General features: G+C 72.2%; 17 protein-coding genes. 9 read left to right on the forward strand and 8 right to left on the reverse strand.

Annotated elements, in window-relative coordinates:
• Window positions 1-4: 4 nt before the first annotated feature.
• Genes hrpB through AB0H52_RS15855 form a run of 3 tightly spaced genes read right to left on the reverse strand, consistent with a single transcriptional unit; the run spans window position 5 to window position 3,664 of the window.
• Complete coding sequence (gene hrpB, locus AB0H52_RS15845) at window positions 5-2,569, reverse strand: ATP-dependent helicase HrpB (RefSeq protein WP_357948154.1); 2,565 nt, start codon at window positions 2,567-2,569, stop codon at window positions 5-7.
• A 28-nt stretch (window positions 2,570-2,597) separates the two neighbouring features.
• The gene (locus tag AB0H52_RS15850; protein WP_151491889.1) at window positions 2,598-2,798 is read right to left on the reverse strand and encodes a DUF397 domain-containing protein; all 201 of its coding nucleotides are present in this window, start codon (window positions 2,796-2,798) and stop codon (window positions 2,598-2,600) included.
• A gap of 41 nt (window positions 2,799-2,839) precedes the next feature.
• Window positions 2,840-3,664, reverse strand: a complete 825-nt coding sequence (locus AB0H52_RS15855) for a helix-turn-helix transcriptional regulator (protein ID WP_278126993.1) — start codon at window positions 3,662-3,664, stop codon at window positions 2,840-2,842.
• Window positions 3,665-3,836: 172 nt separating this feature from the next.
• Between AB0H52_RS15855 and AB0H52_RS15860 the strand changes: the two genes are divergently transcribed.
• Genes AB0H52_RS15860 through AB0H52_RS15870 form a run of 3 tightly spaced genes read left to right on the forward strand, consistent with a single transcriptional unit; the run spans window position 3,837 to window position 6,624 of the window.
• A complete protein-coding gene (locus AB0H52_RS15860) occupies window positions 3,837-4,478 on the forward strand; it encodes a GPP34 family phosphoprotein (protein WP_151491888.1) in 642 nt (213 codons plus the stop codon).
• Between the two features lie 47 nt (window positions 4,479-4,525).
• Window positions 4,526-6,037: an APC family permease gene (locus AB0H52_RS15865; protein WP_151489767.1), complete on the forward strand. Its 1,512-nt coding sequence runs from the start codon at window positions 4,526-4,528 to the stop codon at window positions 6,035-6,037.
• A complete protein-coding gene (locus AB0H52_RS15870) occupies window positions 6,034-6,624 on the forward strand; it encodes a GNAT family N-acetyltransferase (RefSeq protein WP_357948097.1) in 591 nt (196 codons plus the stop codon). The genes AB0H52_RS15865 and AB0H52_RS15870 overlap by 4 nt, the downstream gene beginning before the upstream one ends.
• Before the next feature lie 95 nt (window positions 6,625-6,719).
• Here AB0H52_RS15870 and AB0H52_RS15875 read toward each other — a convergent pair whose 3' ends face one another.
• Window positions 6,720-7,544: a SigB/SigF/SigG family RNA polymerase sigma factor gene (locus AB0H52_RS15875; RefSeq protein WP_357948101.1), complete on the reverse strand. Its 825-nt coding sequence runs from the start codon at window positions 7,542-7,544 to the stop codon at window positions 6,720-6,722.
• A 380-nt stretch (window positions 7,545-7,924) separates the two neighbouring features.
• Between AB0H52_RS15875 and AB0H52_RS15880 the strand changes: the two genes are divergently transcribed.
• Window positions 7,925-8,680 (forward strand): hypothetical protein, encoded by a 756-nt coding sequence (locus AB0H52_RS15880; protein ID WP_357948104.1) that lies wholly within the window; start codon window positions 7,925-7,927, stop codon window positions 8,678-8,680.
• Here the strand turns inward: AB0H52_RS15880 and AB0H52_RS15885 are convergent.
• Window positions 8,629-10,218: a phospholipase D-like domain-containing protein gene (locus tag AB0H52_RS15885; protein WP_357948107.1), complete on the reverse strand. Its 1,590-nt coding sequence runs from the start codon at window positions 10,216-10,218 to the stop codon at window positions 8,629-8,631. The two genes, AB0H52_RS15880 and AB0H52_RS15885, sit on opposite strands and share 52 nt — an antisense overlap.
• Window positions 10,219-10,577: 359 nt before the next feature.
• Here AB0H52_RS15885 and AB0H52_RS15890 point away from each other — a divergent pair, with 359 nt between their 5' ends.
• Complete coding sequence (locus AB0H52_RS15890; protein WP_357948110.1) at window positions 10,578-11,663, forward strand: hypothetical protein; 1,086 nt, start codon at window positions 10,578-10,580, stop codon at window positions 11,661-11,663.
• Between the two features lie 547 nt (window positions 11,664-12,210).
• The gene (locus tag AB0H52_RS15895) at window positions 12,211-12,741 is read left to right on the forward strand and encodes a GNAT family N-acetyltransferase (protein ID WP_278123237.1); all 531 of its coding nucleotides are present in this window, start codon (window positions 12,211-12,213) and stop codon (window positions 12,739-12,741) included.
• 11 nt (window positions 12,742-12,752) lie between these two features.
• On the opposite strand, the gene AB0H52_RS15900 is transcribed toward AB0H52_RS15895, so the two are convergent.
• Window positions 12,753-13,241 (reverse strand): FBP domain-containing protein, encoded by a 489-nt coding sequence (locus AB0H52_RS15900; protein ID WP_151489756.1) that lies wholly within the window; start codon window positions 13,239-13,241, stop codon window positions 12,753-12,755.
• A gap of 75 nt (window positions 13,242-13,316) precedes the next feature.
• Between AB0H52_RS15900 and AB0H52_RS15905 the strand changes: the two genes are divergently transcribed.
• Both AB0H52_RS15905 and AB0H52_RS15910 read left to right on the forward strand, forming a co-directional pair.
• On the forward strand, window positions 13,317-13,871 hold the full coding sequence (locus tag AB0H52_RS15905; RefSeq protein ID WP_225854446.1) for a TetR/AcrR family transcriptional regulator: 555 nt from the start codon (window positions 13,317-13,319) through the stop codon (window positions 13,869-13,871).
• Window positions 13,872-13,934: 63 nt separating this feature from the next.
• Window positions 13,935-14,522, forward strand: coding sequence for a DUF1684 domain-containing protein (locus AB0H52_RS15910; protein ID WP_151489768.1), 588 nt, complete (start codon window positions 13,935-13,937; stop codon window positions 14,520-14,522).
• Between the two features lie 44 nt (window positions 14,523-14,566).
• On the opposite strand, the gene AB0H52_RS15915 is transcribed toward AB0H52_RS15910, so the two are convergent.
• Window positions 14,567-15,154 carry a general stress protein gene (locus tag AB0H52_RS15915; protein WP_151489754.1) on the reverse strand — a complete coding sequence of 196 codons (588 nt, stop codon included), beginning with the start codon at window positions 15,152-15,154 and terminating at the stop codon, window positions 14,567-14,569.
• 121 nt (window positions 15,155-15,275) lie between these two features.
• Between AB0H52_RS15915 and AB0H52_RS15920 the strand changes: the two genes are divergently transcribed.
• The gene (locus tag AB0H52_RS15920; protein WP_151489753.1) at window positions 15,276-17,105 is read left to right on the forward strand and encodes a glycoside hydrolase family 15 protein; all 1,830 of its coding nucleotides are present in this window, start codon (window positions 15,276-15,278) and stop codon (window positions 17,103-17,105) included.
• 58 nt (window positions 17,106-17,163) lie between these two features.
• Here the strand turns inward: AB0H52_RS15920 and AB0H52_RS15925 are convergent, their stop codons facing one another.
• Window positions 17,164-17,316 carry a hypothetical protein gene (locus AB0H52_RS15925; RefSeq protein ID WP_192580254.1) on the reverse strand — a complete coding sequence of 51 codons (153 nt, stop codon included), beginning with the start codon at window positions 17,314-17,316 and terminating at the stop codon, window positions 17,164-17,166.
• Window positions 17,317-17,355 lie beyond the last annotated feature (39 nt).

The raw sequence follows: 17,355 nt of genomic DNA on the forward strand, positions 1-17,355 counted from the left end.
GCGCTCAACGCCGGCGCGGCGTGACCCTCCGGGTGGGTGTCGCGGTGCCCGGGTCCTCCGGCCACGGGTGCCGCGGATAGCGTCCGCGTAGCTCCGAGCGCACCTGCGGGTAGCCGGTGCGCCAGAACGACGCCAGGTCGGCGGTGACCCCGACCGGCCGCCCGGCGGGGGAGAGCAGGTGCAGCAGCACCGGCACCCGACCGTCGGCGATGCGCGGAGCCGCCGGCCAGCCGAACGTCTCCTGGAGTTTCACCGCCAGCACCGGCGCCGCCGGATCGGTGTAGTCGACCCGGATCCGTGAGCCGCTGGGCACCTCGATCCGCTCCGGGGCCAGCTCGTCGAGGCGGGCGGCCTGCCGCCACGGCAGCAGCCGGCGCAGCGCCGAGGCCACGTCCACCCGGGCCAGGTCGGCGCGGCGTCGGGCGCTGGCCAGCTCCGGGCCGAGCCAGGTCGGTGCGGCGTCGAGCAGCGCCTCGTCGCCGACGTCCGGCCACTCGGCGCCGAGGTGCTGCCGGCTGAACGCCAGTCGCTCCCGCAGGGACCGGGCGGCCGGCGTCCAGGGCAGCAGCGTCAGCCCTTCCTGGCGCAGGCCGGTCAGCAGCGCCTCGGCCACCTCCGCGCGGTCCGGGCGGTCCAGCCGGCGCTGGAGCAGCTCGATCGCACCCAGCCGGGTCACCTCCCGGGCCACCACGTCCCCATCGGCCCAGCCGACCTCCCGGCGGGTCGACAGCAGGGGGCCGGCCGCCTCCCGGGCCGTCGCCTCGTCCACCGGGGTGGCCCGGCGGATCCGCGCCGACGGCGCGCCGGGCCTGCGGTCCGCGACGGCGACCGCCAGCCAGTCGGAACCGGCCAGCCCCGACCCGGCCGCCAGCTCCCCGGCGGTCCCGCCGGTCATCAGGTACGCCGACCCGCCCGGTCGTCGCACCCGCGCCAGCCGTTCCGGGTACGCCAGGCCGACCAGCAGCCCGGCGGCGAGATCGTCGGTGAGTTCGGCGGATCCCGCCCGTCCCGCGGTTCCCGGGCCGGCCGCCGCATCGGCTCCGCCGCGCCCCTCGGACGGGGCGTCGACGGGCAGGACGGCGCGCAGCCGGCGTACCTCGGTGCGCCAGCGGGCGGTCGCTCCCGCGTCGACGCCGGCGCGCAGGCGGCGCCACCCGGCGACCAGGTCGTCGCCGGGGCCGACCGCGCTCTCCTCGGCGAGCAGGGCCACCACTTCGGCCGCCCGGTCCGCGCCGACCCGGACCGCGCCGTCGAGCAGCGCCCGCGCCAGCCGTGGGTGCGCGCCGGCGGCGGCGATCGCCCGCCCCCGCGCGGTGATCCGACCGTCGGCGTCGACCGCGCCCAGCGTCTTCAGGGTGTCCCGGGCCACGGTCAGCGCGGCGGCCGGTGGCGCGTCGGGCAACGCGAGCCCCACGCCGTCCGGCCGGCCCCACGCGGCCAGCTCCAGCGCGAAGCCGGTCAGGTCGGCGGTGGCGATCTCCGGCTCGGCGCGGGCGGGCAGCCGCTCATGCGTCGCGGCGGACCAGCACCGGTAGACGGCACCGGCGGCCTCCCGGCCGGCCCGGCCGGCCCGCTGGGTGGCGGCGGCCCGGGAGACCGGCACGGTGACCAGCGCACCGAGCCCACGCGCCAGGTCGATGCGGGGCACCCGGGACAGCCCGGCGTCCACCACGACCCGCACGCCCGGGACGGTCAGGCTGGTCTCGGCCAACGCGGTGGCCAGCACGACCCGCCGTCGGTCCGCGGGCCGCAGGGCGGCGTCCTGCTCGCTGCCGCGCTGGCGACCGTGCAGCGGCAGCAGCGCGACGGTGTCCCGCAGATCGGCGAGCCGACCGGTGACGGCCGCGATCTCGCCGGCGCCGGGCAGGAAGACCAGCACGTCGCCGTCGTGCTCGCGCAACGCCCGCCGGACGGTGGCCGCCACGTGGTCGAGCAGAGCCCGGTCGACCGGTCCCGCTCCGGGCGGTGCGACCGGCCGCGGTGGTGGCGCCCAGATCCGCCGCACCGGGTGCAGCGCCGACTCGGCCCGGACGACCGGGGCCGGGGTGTCGCCGCCGAGCAGCGCGGCGAACCGGTCGGTGTCCGGGGTGGCGGACATCGCCAGCAACCACAGGTCGGGCCGGAGGGTGGCCCGCGCCTCCACTGTGAACGCCAGGGCCAGATCGGCGTCGAGGTGCCGTTCGTGGCACTCGTCGAGCAGCACGGCACCCGTGCCGGGCAGCTCCGGGTCGCGGTGCAGCCGACGGACCAGCAGGCCGGTGGTCACCACCTCGACGCGGGTGGACGGGCCGACCCGTCGTTCGCCGCGGACCGCGTAGCCGACGCGTTCGCCGACCCGTTCGCCGAGCAGTTCGGCCATCCGGCGGGCGGCGGCGCGTGCCGCCACCCGACGGGGTTGCGCGATCACCACCCGGCCGGTCACCCGGTCGGCCACGGCCAGCGGCGCCAGGGTGGTCTTGCCGGTGCCGGGCGGGGCCACCAGCACCCCGGCGCCGGCCGCGTCGAGCGCCGCGACAAGCGCCGGCAGCACCGGACGGACCGGCAGGTCCAGGGCTACGTCGGAGAGCACGGCCCAGTCTCGCACCGGCCCGGACGCCTCACCGGCGGCGGACGTCACCCACGCCGTGCACGAAGCTCCGCCAGGACGACGCCGCGAAGGCGAGCACCGGGCCGGAGCGGTCCTTGCTGTCCCGGACGGCGACCTGACCGTGGACTGTCGCGACCTCCACGCAGTTGCCGTTGCCACTGCTGCGCGTGCTGGTGCGCCAGTCCGCCCCGGTCCGGTCGTGCGCCGTCATCCGCGGAACCTCTCGTCTGCGTCGGCGTGCCGCAGACGCGGTCACGCAAAGTTACGAGAAGCCTGCTCCAGACGGGTCATCGACGCCGCCGGATCGAGCGCCATCCGGCACAGCTCCTCGTGCAGAAGGCTATACCCGAGCACCTGGTCGGCATCCTCCAGAGCCAATCCCATCGTGAGGTTATCCAGGTAAACCACGGAGGCGTCGGCGGCGTCGGCGAAGTTGAGGATCACGTACGGGGTGCTCATCGCGGGGTGCCCGCCGGCCGCGAACGGAAGTACCTGGATTGTCACGTTGGGTAGTTGAGCGACCCGGCTCATGTGGTCCACCTGTTCGGCCATCACGGCGATGCCGCCGACCGGGCGCAGCAGAACCGCCTCGTTGAGCACGACCGACAGGTGGACGGGGTCGTCGCGGCGCAGCACCTCCTGCCGGTGCAGCCGGGCGGCTACCTTGCGCTCCAGGCCGTCCTCGCCCGCGGTGCGTCGGTAGATCTCCCGCGCGTACGCCTCGGTCTGTAGGAGCCCGGGCACCGACTCGGCCTCGTACGTGCGCAGCGCCGCCGCCTCGGCCTCGAGTCCCACGTAGAACTCGAACCACTCGGGCAGCACGTCGCTGTAGTTCTGCCACCAGCCGCGCTGCTGGGCGCCCCGGGCGATCTCGATCAACGCCTCGGCGTCGGCCCCGGTCACCTCGTACAGGGCGAGCGCCGCGCGGACGTCACGGGGTTTGATGCCGATCTGCGCGGTCTCGATCCGGGAGAGGTTGCTCTTGGACATGTCGAGCTGGCGGGCGGCCACATCGAGGGTCATGCCCGCCCGTTCCCGGAGCTGGCGGAGCTCTCTGGCGATGCGGCGACGGCGCACGGTCGGGCTGGCGGTGGGTCGGATGGCGGGGGTGGCGGTCACCGTCCGAGTCTGGCACGACGAGATTCGCAGGTCGCGCCTGCACGGAGTGCAACTTTCAAATCTGGGAGTTGCATTGCAGTAGCTGTCGGTGCATCCTTTCCCGGTTGTTGCGATCACTGTGGACACACCCGTGCGGGAGGACCGTTTGCTCATCGCCGACGAGTTCTTCCTGATCGCTCACAACGACAGCCGCGGCAAGGCCAAACTGCACCCGGCGGCGACCGGGCTCGGGCTGGCCGGCGGCCTCCTGGGCGAGCTGATCCTGTATGGACACATCACCGTCGTGGGTGGACAGGTGACCGTCATCGACCGGCGTCCCCCGGCCGACGCGCTGGCGCACACCGTCCTCGATCAGTTGATCGGGGAGTCCCAGCACCAGGCGGTCAACACCTGGCTCAGCTTCCTGGCGCAGAGCGCGACGACCTCGGTGGGGGAGCGGCTGGCCCGCGCCGGGGTGCTCCGCCGCCAGGAGAGCCGCCGACTGCTGCGTACCTCGGTCACCTACCTGCCGATCGACCTCAACGCGGTGGCCTGGCCGGCCACCCGGCTGCGGGCGTTGCTGGACCGGCCCGACCCGCCGAGCGTGCCGGACGCGCTGCTGCTCGGCCTGGTCGTGGCCGCCGGGCTGACCCGCGAGGTTCTGTGGAGCGCCGGCCCCCGCGCCCACCACCGGTTGAACGTCCTCATCCCCGCGCTGCCGGCCCCCCTGAAGGAACTCGTCGGGCACACCGAGGCCGCCGTCGGCGCCGCCGTGCTGCGCGGCATCCCCTGACCCACCCGGTAACCCCCTACACCCCCCTCGACAACCGGAGTAGTCGAATGCCCCCGACATCGACAGTCGACCGACCCAGCAACGTCTCCGAAGCCCTCGCCCGGGGCCGCCTGGGCATCCCCTCGGTCATCTTCTTCGTGCTCTCCGCCGCCGCGCCGCTGACCGTGGTCGCCGGTGTGGTCACCACCGGCTACGGCGTCATCGGGGTGACCGGCATCCCGCTGGCCTTCCTGGTCGTCGCCGCGGTGCTCGCCCTGTTCTCGGTCGGCTACGTGGCCATGTCGCGCCAGGTCGAGAACGCCGGCGCCTTCTACGCCTACATCTCCCGGGGCCTCGGCCGACCGGCCGGTGTGGGCGCGGCCTGGGTGGCGCTCGTCGCGTACAACGCGTTGCAGGTCGGGCTCTACGGCACCATCGGCGTCGCCGCCGAGCCGGTGCTCGACCGGCTCTTCGGCGGCCACCCGCACTGGTCCATCGTCGCCCTGGTGGCGTGGGCGCTGGTCGGCCTGCTCGGCCTGCTCCGGGTGGACGTCAACGGCCTCGTGCTGGCCGCGCTGCTGGTCGCCGAGATCGTGGTGATCCTCGTCTTCGACCTCGGTCAGCTCGGCAACCCGGCCGACGGTCAGGTCAGCTTCGCCACGTTCGCACCGGACAACCTCTTCGTGCCGGGCGTGGGCGCGGTCCTGGTGCTGGCGATACTCGGGTTCGTGGGCTTCGAGTCCGCAGTGGTCTTCAGCGAGGAGAGCAAGGACCCGAAGCGGACCGTGCCGCTGGCCACCTACCTGTCGGTGGCGATCATCGCCGCGCTGTACGCGCTGTCGTCCTGGACGATGACGGTCGCCGTCGGGCCGGACCGGATCGTCGCCGAGGCGGGCGAGCAGAGCGTCGGGCTGATCTTCAACCTGGCCGCCGCGCACCTCGGCGACACTGCCGTCACCATCGGCCAGGTGCTCTTCCTGACCTCGGTGCTGGCCGCGATGATCTCGTTCCACAACACGACGGCGCGCTACACGTTCGCCCTGGGCCGCGAGCGGGTGCTGCCGGCGGTGTTCGGGCAGACCTCGCCGCGCTCCGGCGCGCCGCGGGCCGCCTCGCTGGCGCAGAGCGTGCTCGGTCTGCTGGTCATCCTGCTGTACGCGGTCAACGGCTGGGATCCGGTGGTCCAGCTGTTCTTCTGGGGTGGCACCACCGGCGGGTTCGGCGTGCTGCTGCTGATCGCCACCACCTCGGTCGCGGTGATCGCCTACTTCGCCCGCTCCGGCGGCGGGGAGAACCTCTGGCGGCGGGCCATCGCACCCGGCCTGGCCACCATCGCCCTCGTCGTGATCATCTGGCTGGCCGTGTCGAACTTCGCCAACCTGCTCGGCGTGGCGCCGGACTCCACCCTGCGCTGGGCGCTGCCCGCCGTGTACCCGGTGGCGGCCGCGCTGGGCGTGATCTGGGGACTGGTGCTGCGCAACAGCCGGCCGGACACGTACGCCCGGATCGGGCTCGGCGCGGCGAGCGCCGCCGCCGCCGTCCGGGCGGAGGCGCCGGCCAGCGTGGAGGCGACGCGATGAGCGTGCGGATCGACCGGCTCGGGCCGGAGGACACCATCCTGGTGGCCGGCCGCATCGCCGAGGCGTTCACCGAGTTGAGGGTGACGTACTGGTTGGTGCCGGACGCGAGCAAGCGGGAGGCCGTCCTGGCCGGGGACTTCGAGATCCTGGTCGAGCACGCGATGCGGCACGGCATGGTGTACGCCACCGCGGACCGGGCCTCGGTGGCGGTCTGGTTCCCGTCGGTCGGCGAGCAGCCTCCGCCGCCGGCGGACTACGACGCCCGGCTCGCCGCCGCGTGTGGCGAGTGGACCGACCGGTTCCGCCATCTCGACGAGTTGTTCGCGGCGAACCACCCGCATTCCGATCACCACCACCTGGCGTTCCTGGCGACCCAGCCGGAGCGTCAGGGGCAGGGACTGGGCACCGCGCTGCTGGAGCACCACAACGCGTGGCTGGACGCCAACGGGATGCCGGCGTACCTGGAGGCGAGCAGTCCGCGCAGCCGGGACCTGTACGCGAAGCACGGTTACCGCGCCGGGGAGCCGTTCCGGGTGCCCGACGGCACGCCGTTCTGGCCGATGTGGCGCGAGCCGGTGGCTGGCTGACGAGACCGGAACTGTCACGTTCGCGTGACGGACGGTCACATCTCATACGAAGCGGGGCCGGGTCCACGGACCCGGCCCCGCTGTCGTGAGACGACCTAGTACGTGCCGTCGAGCTGGCCGCGCAGCTTGGTCAGCGCCCGGGCGAGCAGCCGGGAGACGTGCATCTGCGAGACGCCGATCTGATCGGCGATCTGCGACTGGGTCAGGTTGCCGTAGAACCGCAGGGTGAGGATCTTCTGCTCGCGCTCGTCGAGGGTGGCCAGCGCGGGGCCGAGGGCGACCCGCAGCTCGGCCAGCTCGAACTCGTTGTCCTCGCCGCCGAGCATGTCGCCCAGCTCGGTGGCCCGGTCACCGTCGCCGGTCGGGGTGGACAGCGACACCGCGTTGTACGCGCGGGCGCCCTCCAGGCCCTCCAGGACCTCTTCCTCGGTGAGCTTGAGGTGGGCGGCGATGTCGGCGACCGTCGGCGAGCGGCCGAGGGTCTGCAGGAGCGAGCTGTTGGCGTCCGAGATGGCCAGCCGCAGCTCCTGGAGGCGACGCGGCACCCGGATGTCCCAGGTGCGGTCGCGGAAGTGCCGCTTGAGCTCGCCGATGATGGTGGGGATCGCGTAACCGGCGAAGTCGACGCCGCGCGTCGGGTCGAACTTGTCGATGGCCTTGATCAGGCCGACGGCGGCGGTCTGCGCCAGGTCGTCGGTCGGCTCGCCCCGCCCGCTGTAGCGGTGGGCGAGGTGGTTCGCCAGCGGGACCCATGCCTCGATCGCCCGGTCGCGCAGCGCGGCGCGCGACGGGTGGTTGGCCGGCAGCGCCGCCATGGCGTTGAGCAGGTCGGCGGCGCTGTCGGTGAGCGCGCGCGGGTCCAGCTTCGTGGTGGTCTTGGCCGTGGTGCTCGGCTGCTCGGTGATCGTTGGCGCGGTCATGGGTGGTCCTCCCTGCACCTCGTCCGCGGACAAAAGACGTGACGCTTTTTGGTTTAGCTTCGTATGGGCCGTTCGGGACTCACCTTAGCCTGATCGTCTCAGGGAAATCTAGCTGAAAGGCTGATGCACTTAAGGTATTTCCAATCATGAAACACCTAAATCGGGCAGAAATCCTACCGACTGTGAGGTGTCTTACCTGATTTCCGGCCCATGCCCCGCGAACCGGTCGCCCCACCCGACCCAGGGCCGGACGGTCGACCGCCGCCACCGAGCGGTCAACATGAAATCCGACATCAGGGCAGGAGTGTCGACTATCCGTCGTTGTCCCGCTGGTGGGACCGGCCGTAGCGTCGCGTGTACACACCCGGTTCGGAGGCACCGTGCTCGATCCAGCCGCTCCCCAGCTCGTCGTGAACAGTCGCACGCTCTACTTCAGCTGGCTGCCGGCGGATCCGGACGCGGTCGCCGCCCTCGTCCCGCTCGGGCTGTGCCCGCGCCCGGACCGCCAGGTGTTCCTCAACCAGTACGTCGTCGACGACGAGACGCAGACCTCCGGCTTCGGCGCGTACTCACTGACCTACCTCGGCGTGTCGCTGGCCGGCGTGGACGCGCCCGGAGGGCTCAACCCGGGTGGCTGGTGGACCCATTACGTGGCCTCCAGCCGGCGGGTACGGGAGTACGCCGCCGCCCGTGGCGCCCCCACGTTCGCCGGACGCACCCGGATCGTGGTCGACGGCGAGGAACTGCTCTCCGAGACCGAGATCGACGGGGTGCCGCTGCTCCGGGCCCGCTGTCGGGTGGGGGAGACCGGGCACGTGATCAGCAGCGGGCACCACCGCTACTTCACCCGCCGCGAGGATCAACTGCTCAGCTCGGTCTACCCGTTCGTGGCCGAGCCGGTCGCGCCGTTCGAGATCGAGTCGGTGGAGTTCCTCCAACCCGGGCACCCGCTGTACGCGCTACGGCCGGCCAATCCGCTGACCATCGGCTTCGGCTACTTCTCGCCACGATCCTCGTTCGCGTACCCGGGTGGGCTGGCCGTGCACCCGGGCTCGGCCAGCATGCCGGAGCCGGCCCGCTCGGTTCACCAGGTGCCCGCCAGCCTCGCCCGCAGCGGCCGGCCGTCCGGGTCGTAGACCAGCCGGTACACCGGCAACGCCCAGGCACGGGTGTACCACGGCAGCCGCTCGGGGCGGTGCGGGCGCAGCCGACCGGGCGGGCGTTTCCCGACCTGGCCGTCGTCGTACCACTGTTGCAGGGCGTCGGCGGCGGCCGTGACCGCCGCGACGGCGTCGGCCGGGTCGAGCAGGTCGGCGTCGTCGCCACCGTCCGGGTGGCGGTCCAGGTGCTCACGCCACAGCCGCAGCCGCAGGTCCCGGGCGTAGACCCGCGCCCCGTCGCCGCGCCCGGCGGGGTCGACGGGCTCCCGCTCGTCGCGGGTCTCGTCCAGGACGGCGCAGGACAGCTCGCTGTCGTGGGTCCAGGACCGGCGGTTGAAGTTGTCGCTGCCCACGCTGGCCCAGACGTCGTCGACCACGCAGACCTTCGCGTGCACGTAGACCGGGTCACCCGCGTGGTTCTCCACGTCGAACACGTGCACCCGGTCCGGTGCGGCCCGTTCGCACAACGACAGCGCCTGCTCGCGGCCGACCATGTTCGGCGGCAGAGCGAGCCGGCCGTCCACGTCCGGATGCCGGGGTACGACCGCGACCAGGTGCAGCTCGGGGTTGTCCCGCAGTGCCCGCGCGAACAGGTCCGCCACCTCGGTCGACCAGAGGTACTGGTCCTCCAGGTAGATGAGCCGGCGCGCCCGGTGCACCGCCTTGGTGTAACCGCGGGCGACGGCCCGCTCGCCGTCGGGTGCGAAGGAGTAGCGGGGCCGGACGGCCGGGTAGGTGCGCAGCACCTGGATCTGGTGCGGCCCGCAGGCCGGCGGGTCGGCGGGCTGCTCGGGCATCGGATCGGGGCGCAGGTCCGCGCCGCGCAGCCGGTCCCGCAGGTAGGCCATCGGGTTTTCCGAGTCCAGTGGCATCGGGTCGGTCCAGCGCTCCCGGAACAGGGTGTCCAGCGCGCCGACCACCGGGCCGCGCACCGCGAGCTGCACGTCGTGCCACGGCGGGTGAGGGCCGTAGCGGGGTGACATCTGCACCGGCTGCGGGTCCCCGTGGTGTGCGGCGTCGTCGCGGCGGCTGTGGCACAGGTCGATCCCACCGGCGAACGCGATGTCCCGCTCCGGTGCGTCCGGGTGGCGCAGCACGACGAGCTTCTGGTGGTGCGAGCCGCCGCGGCGGACCCGCTGGTCGAGCAGCACCTCGCCACCGGCGGCGGAGATCGTCTCGCTGAGGTCGCGGTTCTCCGCCTCGCTGTAGGCCAACACGTCGAGGTGTGAGCGCCAGATCAGCCCCTTGACCACCACGCCGCGCTGCGCGGCCTGGGCGAAGAGCTGGGCGACGGTCGGGCCGTCCGGGCGCAACCGCTGATCGGGGTCACCCCGCCAGTCGGTGAAGAAGAGGTGATCACCGGCGCTGAGCGCCTGCACCTCGTCGACCAGGCGGTCGAAGTACGCCGCGCCGTGAATCAACGGCTCGGCGAGGTTTCCGCTGGTCCAGACGGGTAACCCAGAGACCGGGTTGGCCCGTTCCTGTGCGGTGAGGAACCAGTCCTGCAACGGCAACGTCCAGCCCCCCGGAGGTCGACAACGTCCTCACGGTAGGACCCCCGACGCGGGTCCGCACGCCAGCCCGGCAGACCGGTGACCTGGCCAACGCCATCGACGGCGACGTGACACCAACGAGGAGGCCGCACTATGCCCCGCGAAACGACGAACCCCGTGACCGAGTACCGCGAGCCGGCGGTGGAGAGCGAACGGGGTGCGCTGGTAGCGGTGTTGGTGATGGTGCTCCTGGGGGTGGCGGGGATTTTTGCGGTCTCCTGAGGCGGCGGAGCCGCCGTCCTAGCTATTCGGACATTCACCCTGGACATCACAAGAGCTTTCTAACAGGTTCCTAACACCCGATCGCTAGGTTGTCGTGCATGACGACAACGAAACGCCGCTGGTGTGGCGAGAGTCGGCGTGCTCCGATCATGCTGACGTCGGCGATGCTTGTGTTCGGAACCGCGATATCCATACCGGGCGCGGCCGCCGCTGCGACTGTCTCTCCGGCGGTCAGCAAGGCACCAACCGTGGCGACCCATGAGCAGGCGGTCAGCGTCGGCGAGCGGCAGGCGGTCCTCGACTACTGGACGGCGGAGCGGGTCGCGGCGCTGAACGAGCCCTTGTCCGGCAACGCCCCGACGAGTGGCCCGGACGGTGCTCCCTGGACCCGGTCCAACGCCCTGGCCCCGACGGTGGGCCGGCTTTTCTTCACCAACCAAGGAGACGACTCCAGTTGCACGGCGACGGTAGTCGGCAGTGCCAATCTGAGCACCGTGGTGACGGCCGGGCACTGTGTGTTCAGCACCGATCTGCTCGGCGAGGATGGCCAATGGGCGACGAATGTGATGTTCGTACCTGGCTACAGTGACGGTCGGGCACCCTACGGCAAGTTTGTCGGTCGCATCGGCGTCGCCGATTCGACCTGGTTGCAGAATAATGCTCAAGATCCGAAATTCGACTCGTATGACCAGGCATTTGTGGTCCTCAACAAGAATGAACGAGGCCGGACGGTCCAGGAGGTGGTCGGGGCGGCGCACGACGTCGGCTTCGACCTGCCCGGCGCGCAGCTTGTCTTCCAGTTCGGATACCCACGCGGCGCATCAGACAAGGCCAGGGCAGGCCTTCCGGAGTACACCGGGCGGCGGCTCGCCTACTGTACGGGTCACGCCCGGGAGGCTCGTGGCTCTGCCGACTGGCCCACTCCCAAGGGCCAGTGGGGCGCTGCCTGCGTCATGGGCGGTGGCTCCAGTGGCGGCCCGCGTATCGCCGCGTTCGACCCCCTGTCCGGCCTGGGAACCGTGGTGGGCGTCAACACCTGGGCCGAATACATGGATGGTGTGACGCGCCGGGTGTGTGAGCACGATGACGAGAATTGTGCCCGTCACCTCGTCGGCCCTCAGTTCACCTCGGCGATCACCAAGCCACTCTATGACCGCGCCCAGCGAGCCCGGGTAGGCGCCTGAATCTCGCGTGGGACCAGGGGCTGACCCGGGTAGGGTCGACCGGCGAGGCGGCGCTGATCGTGAGTCGCCCGGCGGTCGGCCCGCGGGAGTCCGTGGATCTCGTCCACCGGCCGGGACCGTCGTGGCTGGCCGCGCCGTGCGGCAGGTACGTGCCCGGCACCCTGAGTGGCTGCGGACACCGGAGGCTTCGTTCCCCGCGCTGGTTGCCCCCTCTGCGCCCGGCTCCGCCGGCCGGACGGGGTGGCGGCCAGCGGAAATCTAGGTATCGCGGTGCGGGGTCGCGGGCTCGACGATCGGCCTGCGGCAGTGCGGCAGTGCGGCAGTGCGGCAGTGCGGCAGTGCGGCCGTAGCGGCGTGTGCGGCGGGGCCTGGCCGTGCCGGCGCGGTCGGTCCGCGACCGGCCCATGGTCGGGTACGGAGACCTGCGCGGAGATCACGCCCGACCCCCGATCGTCCGACACTCCTCTGACCGGATCAGGTGACCTGCCCGGCCGACCTTCACCCGTAACGCCTCGTTGGGAGCTGTCGCGTGCGAGACTCCGCCCTCGTGGAACACGTGGAGCTAGCCGCCGCCGACCTGCTGCTGCGCCCCTGGCGGGACGCGGACGCCCCCGCGGTCCGTGGCGCCCTGCGCGACCCGGCCATCGCCCAGTGGAACCCGCAGTCCGGTGGCCCGGTCGACGACGAGTACGCCTTGCTCTGGGTCCGCCGCCGCGCCGACTGGTCCGGCGGTGACCACGTCTCCCTGGCGATCACCGACGCCGGCGGTGAGCTGCTGGGCTCGGTGTCGCTGCACCACATCCACCACGGTGACGCCTCGATCGGCTACTGGACGGTGCCGGCGGCGCGCGGGCGCGGGGTGGCGGTACGCGCCGTCGTCCGGCTCACCGACTGGGCGTTCACCGACCTGCGGCTGCACCGGGTGGAGCTGTGCCACGCGGTGGCCAACCCGGCCTCCTGCCGGGTCGCCGACCGGGCCGGCTACGCCGCCGAGGGCACGCTGCGCGAGTCGTACCAGTACGGCGACGGCCGCCGCTACGACGAGCACCTGCACGCCCGCCTGGCCACCGACCGCTGACGCGCGCGCTGCTACTCGGTGACCCGGCGGAGAAACGCCGTGAGGGCGGTCGTGGTGCGGTCGATCTTCTCCGCCAGGGTCAGGGTCTCGTGCATGCGCGGGCCGGCGTGCTTCTTGCCCCGCACGTAGAGCGAGCAGGCCAGGTCGGAGCAGATGTACAGGCCCACGGAGTTGCCCTGCCGACCACCCGGGCCGGCCTTGCGGGCGGTCATCAGTGAGACGCCTTCGCCGGTGTGCGTGGTCAGGCAGAGGGAGCACATGCTGCGGCGGACGCGTCCGGTCTGCTGCGGTGCGGCACGCAGCGCCACCCCGACCAGCCCGCCGCCGGACTCGGCGACCAGGTAGGCCCGCTGCGGCGCCGCCGGGTCGCGCCAGCCGAAGAAGTCGAGGTCGTGCCAGGGGCGCATCTCAAGATCGTTGGGTACGGCCATCCGTTTGGTCTCGCCCTGGGTGCAGTTGACGAAGGACGCCCGGATGGCGGGTTCGGTTGCGACTAACATAGGCATTAGCCTAGCCATCCTAGGCAAGCAATTAACACGATTAGATTTGGAGTGTGCCGCGTGGCACGTGCAGGGGTGACCGCCGAACGCCTGACCCTGGCCGCGGCCGAGCTGGCCGACGAGATCGGGATGGAGAACGTCACCGTCGCCGCGCTCGCCCGCCATTTCGGGGTCAAGGACGCCAGCCTGTACTTCCACATCAGGAACGCCCACGACCTGAGGGTCCGGGTGGCGCTGTTGGCGCTGGCCGAACTCGCCGACCGGGTCGCGTCGGCACTCGCCGGCCGCGCCGGCAAGGACGCCCTGGTGGCCTTCGCCACCGCGTACCGGGACTACGCCAAGGCACACCCGGGCCGGTACGCGGCCATGCAGGTCGACCTCGACCCGGAGACGGCGGCCGCGAGCGCCGGCGTCCGGCACGCCGAGATGACCCGGGCCATCCTGCGCGGCTACCGGCTGGCCGAGCCGGACCAGACCGACGCGGTGCGGATGATGCACAGCACGTTCCACGGATTCGTGAGCCTGGAGCGCACCGGCGGCTTCCGGCACACCCCGCGCCCGGCGGACGAGTCGTGGGCGCGGACCCTGGACGCCCTCGACGCCGTCCTGAGCAACTGGCCGCCGCGCTGACTCAAGGACGGCGTCCGTCCTGTCCGTACCCACGAGGTCGTTCGATGAGGAGTCCCCGGCATGCTGACCGAACTGGAGCTGGCCGACTGGCGGGAGCGGGTGGCCCGGCTGTACCTGTCCGACGTCGACCTGGCCGGGTTCCGCGCCGGCCGCGACGGCCTCTTCGCCACCCACCCGCAGAGCCCGATCCCGGCGGCGCAGCGGTCCGGCTTCACCGGGGTGCGGTACTTCCCCGCCAACCCGGATGCCGTGGTGGAGGCGCCGCTGCGGGCGGCCGACGGCGAGCTGCGCATCGACACCGGCGGCCCGGACGGGGTCGTCGCGTACCGGCGGGTGGCGGTGGCCGAGACGCCGTGGGGGCCGCTGACCCTGTGGTGGATCGAGGCGTACGGAGGTGGGCTGTTCGTCCCGCTGCGCGACGGCACCTGCGGGCGCGAGAGCTACGGGGGAGGCCGCTACCTCACCGACACCGTGAAGGGCACCTTCGGCCGGGGTGTCGAGCTGCTGCCCGGCGACCGGGTCCGCCTCGACGCGAACTATCTCTACAACCCGAGCTGTGCCTACGACGATCGCTGGGCCTGCCCGCTCGCGCCGCCGGAGAACCGCGTCGACGTGCCGCTGCGCGCCGGCGAGCTGGCGTACCACGGCTGACGGCCGCCCCGGCGTGCTGCCGGGACGGCCGGTCGGCCGGTGGTTCAGCGGGCGTTGGTGGCCGGACTGCCCATCTGCATCCGGCCCAGCAACTGCCGGGCCTGGTCGGCGAGCTGCGCGTCGACGGTCACCGCGTACTGGCCGGCACGTAGCGAACTGGCGGAGGTGAAGTCCCGCCTCCCGCCGGTCATCGCGTGCGCGACGGCACCGAACACGGCACCCCAGATCGCGCCGATGACCAGCCCGACCAGGATCACCGCCAGCCAGTTGCCGACCGTGAAGATGCCGAACAACAAACCGATGAAGAGCCCGAACCAGGCACCTGTCCCGGCGCCGAGCAGGGCGGCCCGACCGGTGGTCATCCGCCCCAGCACCGTCTCCACCAGGGTGAGGTTGGTGCCGATGATGGCGCTGTGCTCCACCGGGAAGCGGTTGTCGGCGAGATGGTCCACCACCCGCTGCGCGGACGGATAGTCCGGGTACGAGCCGATGGTCACGGTGGGTGGGCCGGACTCCGGCCCGTGCCCGTCACCGGCCGGTGTCGACATGCGGCCGGCCGGTCCGGATGGAAGCAGGTCGCCACCCTGTGTGCCGGGCCGCCAGGCGGCGGTCGGCCCCGAAGCTGACGTCATGAGCATCCTCCCTCGTCGGCTTCCCGGGTTCCCGCCCACGCCGGCCGGTAACGCCCGTCGCCGTGGCAGTAGCCCTCCCGCTGCGAGGGCATGCGCACGGGCGGGTCGGGTAGACAGTCAGGTGGAGAGCGGACAGATCAGCGACTACGGTTTCCTCGCCGACGGCCGCAGCGCGGCGCTGGTGGACCGCGCCGGCTCGGTGAACTGGTGGTGTCCGGGTCGGTTCGACGCCCCGTCGGTGTTCGGGCGGCTGCTCGACGACAGCGCGGGACACTGGTCGATCCAACCGGAGGGCGACTTCACCGTCGACCGCTCCTACCTTGAGGACACCCTCGTGTTGCGGACCGTGTTCCGCACGGCGCACGGTGAGGTGGCGCTGACCGACGCGCTCGCCTTCGAGCCGAGCGCCCGTGGACACGACATCGGCATGCAATCCCCGCAGGTCCTGGTCCGCAGTGTGCAGGGGCTTTCCGGTGAGGTGCCGATGCGGTTGCTCTACCGGCCCCGGTTCGAGTACGGGCGCACCATCGCGTACATGATCGAGCGGGGCGACCGGCTGGAGGCCATCGCCGGGGCCGCTCGCCTCACGCTGCGCGGCAGCGTGCGGTTGCGGCGCGGCGACGGCGAGGCCCACACGTCGTTCACCGCCCGCGCCGGCACGACCCACAACTTCACCCTCGGGTACGCCCCGACCTACGACGCCCCGCTGCCGGAGGTGCCCGACGCCGACCAGACCATCGCCGACACCGTCGCCGGCTGGCGGTCCTGGACGGCCGAGCACCCGTACGACGGGCTCTACGCCGAGCAGGTGCGGCGCAGCCGGCTGGTGGTCCAGGGCATGACCTACCGGCCCAGCGGGGCGGTGGTGGCCTCGGTGACCACCTCCCTGCCCGAGGAACTCGGCGGGGACCGCAACTACGACTACCGCTACGTCTGGGTGCGCGACTTCAGCCTCACCCTGCGCGCGCTGTGGCGGACGGCGTGCCTCGACGAGGTGAAGCGGCAGTTCGCCTGGCTGGGCCGGGCGATGGGCCGCGTCGACGACAAACCCGTGCCCATCATGTACGGGGTGCTCGGGGAACGCGACCTCACCGAGCACCGCCTGGATCAGCTCGGCGGATACCGCGACAACCCGCCGGTGGTGATCGGCAACAACGCCTGGCAACAGCGGCAGACCGACATCTTCGGCGAGGCGATGGATGCCGCCTGGTTGATGCGCGACAAGCTGGAGCCGCTGGATCCGGAGGTGCACCACGTCCTCCGGGTGCTCGCCGACCAGGCTGTGCGGGACTGGACGCTGCCCGACGCGGGGATGTGGGAGGAGCGCGGCGTCCAGCACCACCACGTGTCGTCGAAGGTGCAGTGCTGGGTGGCTCTGGATCGGGCGGTCCGTTTCGGTGACCGGCTCGGTGAACCGCGGGACCTGGCCCGCTGGGCGGCCGCCCGCGACGAGGTGCGCGCCCAGGTGCTCGAACGGGGGTGGAGTGACCGGCTGCAGTCGTACACCGGCAGTTTCGAATCCGACGAGCTGGACGCGTCGGTGCTGGTGATGCCGCTGGTCGGGTTTCTCCCCGCCGGCGATCCGCGGATGCGCTCGACGATCAGCGCCGTGCAGCGGCGGCTGTCGCACGACGGCCTGCTGCGGCGCTGGGACGGCGACCCGGCCGGGTTCGTCATCTGCTCGTTCTGGCTGGTGTGCTGCCTGGCGCTGGCCGGTGAGCGGGACCGGGCGCACGAGCTGTTCCGGGCGCTGGCGGGGAGGGTCAACGACCTCGGCCTGTTCGCCGAGCAGATCGATCCGCTGACCGGTGAGCAGTTGGGCAACTTTCCCCAGGCGTTCTCGCACATCGGCCTGATCAACGCCGCCGGTGTGCTGACCGACGTCGAGCAGGACCCGGAGTTGCGCGGCCTCGGTATGCCCCCGGCGCACCTCAGCCCGGTACGTCCCTGAGCCGCACTTTTATCGGAATCGTGACAACTGTCGCTTGCCTGAATCGACGCTCTATCGGTCATCGGTGCCACCACCCGCCACCCTGCTCGCCGTTCTCACCGCACTCTGCCCCGCCCCGCCCGGGGCGGTGCGGCCCTCGCATCACCCTCCACCCGTCGGGGTCCTTGATCGCGCCACGCGGGCCGACCTGCTCGTTGCTGCGGTCCGTCATCGTCATCACCCTCTCTTCGAACAGGTGTGCCAGTACCCT

It is taken from the genome of Micromonospora sp. NPDC050695 (assembly GCF_040654415.1).
Lineage (GTDB): Bacteria > Actinomycetota > Actinomycetes > Mycobacteriales > Micromonosporaceae > Micromonospora.

What these genes read in the sequence shown, in the direction of transcription:
- AB0H52_RS15850 (WP_151491889.1), bottom strand. Translation starts at nt 2,798, where the DNA reads ATGACGGCGCACGACCGGACCGGGGCGGACTGGCGCACCAGCACGCGC.
- AB0H52_RS15865 (WP_151489767.1), top strand. Translation starts at nt 4,526, where the DNA reads ATGCCCCCGACATCGACAGTCGACCGACCCAGCAACGTCTCCGAAGCC.
- AB0H52_RS15870 (WP_357948097.1), top strand. Translation starts at nt 6,034, where the DNA reads ATGAGCGTGCGGATCGACCGGCTCGGGCCGGAGGACACCATCCTGGTG.
- AB0H52_RS15875 (WP_357948101.1), bottom strand. Translation starts at nt 7,544, where the DNA reads ATGACCGCGCCAACGATCACCGAGCAGCCGAGCACCACGGCCAAGACC.
- AB0H52_RS15890 (WP_357948110.1), top strand. Translation starts at nt 10,578, where the DNA reads ATGACGACAACGAAACGCCGCTGGTGTGGCGAGAGTCGGCGTGCTCCG.
- AB0H52_RS15900 (WP_151489756.1), bottom strand. Translation starts at nt 13,241, where the DNA reads ATGTTAGTCGCAACCGAACCCGCCATCCGGGCGTCCTTCGTCAACTGC.
- AB0H52_RS15915 (WP_151489754.1), bottom strand. Translation starts at nt 15,154, where the DNA reads ATGACGTCAGCTTCGGGGCCGACCGCCGCCTGGCGGCCCGGCACACAG.
- AB0H52_RS15925 (WP_192580254.1), bottom strand. Translation starts at nt 17,316, where the DNA reads ATGACGGACCGCAGCAACGAGCAGGTCGGCCCGCGTGGCGCGATCAAG.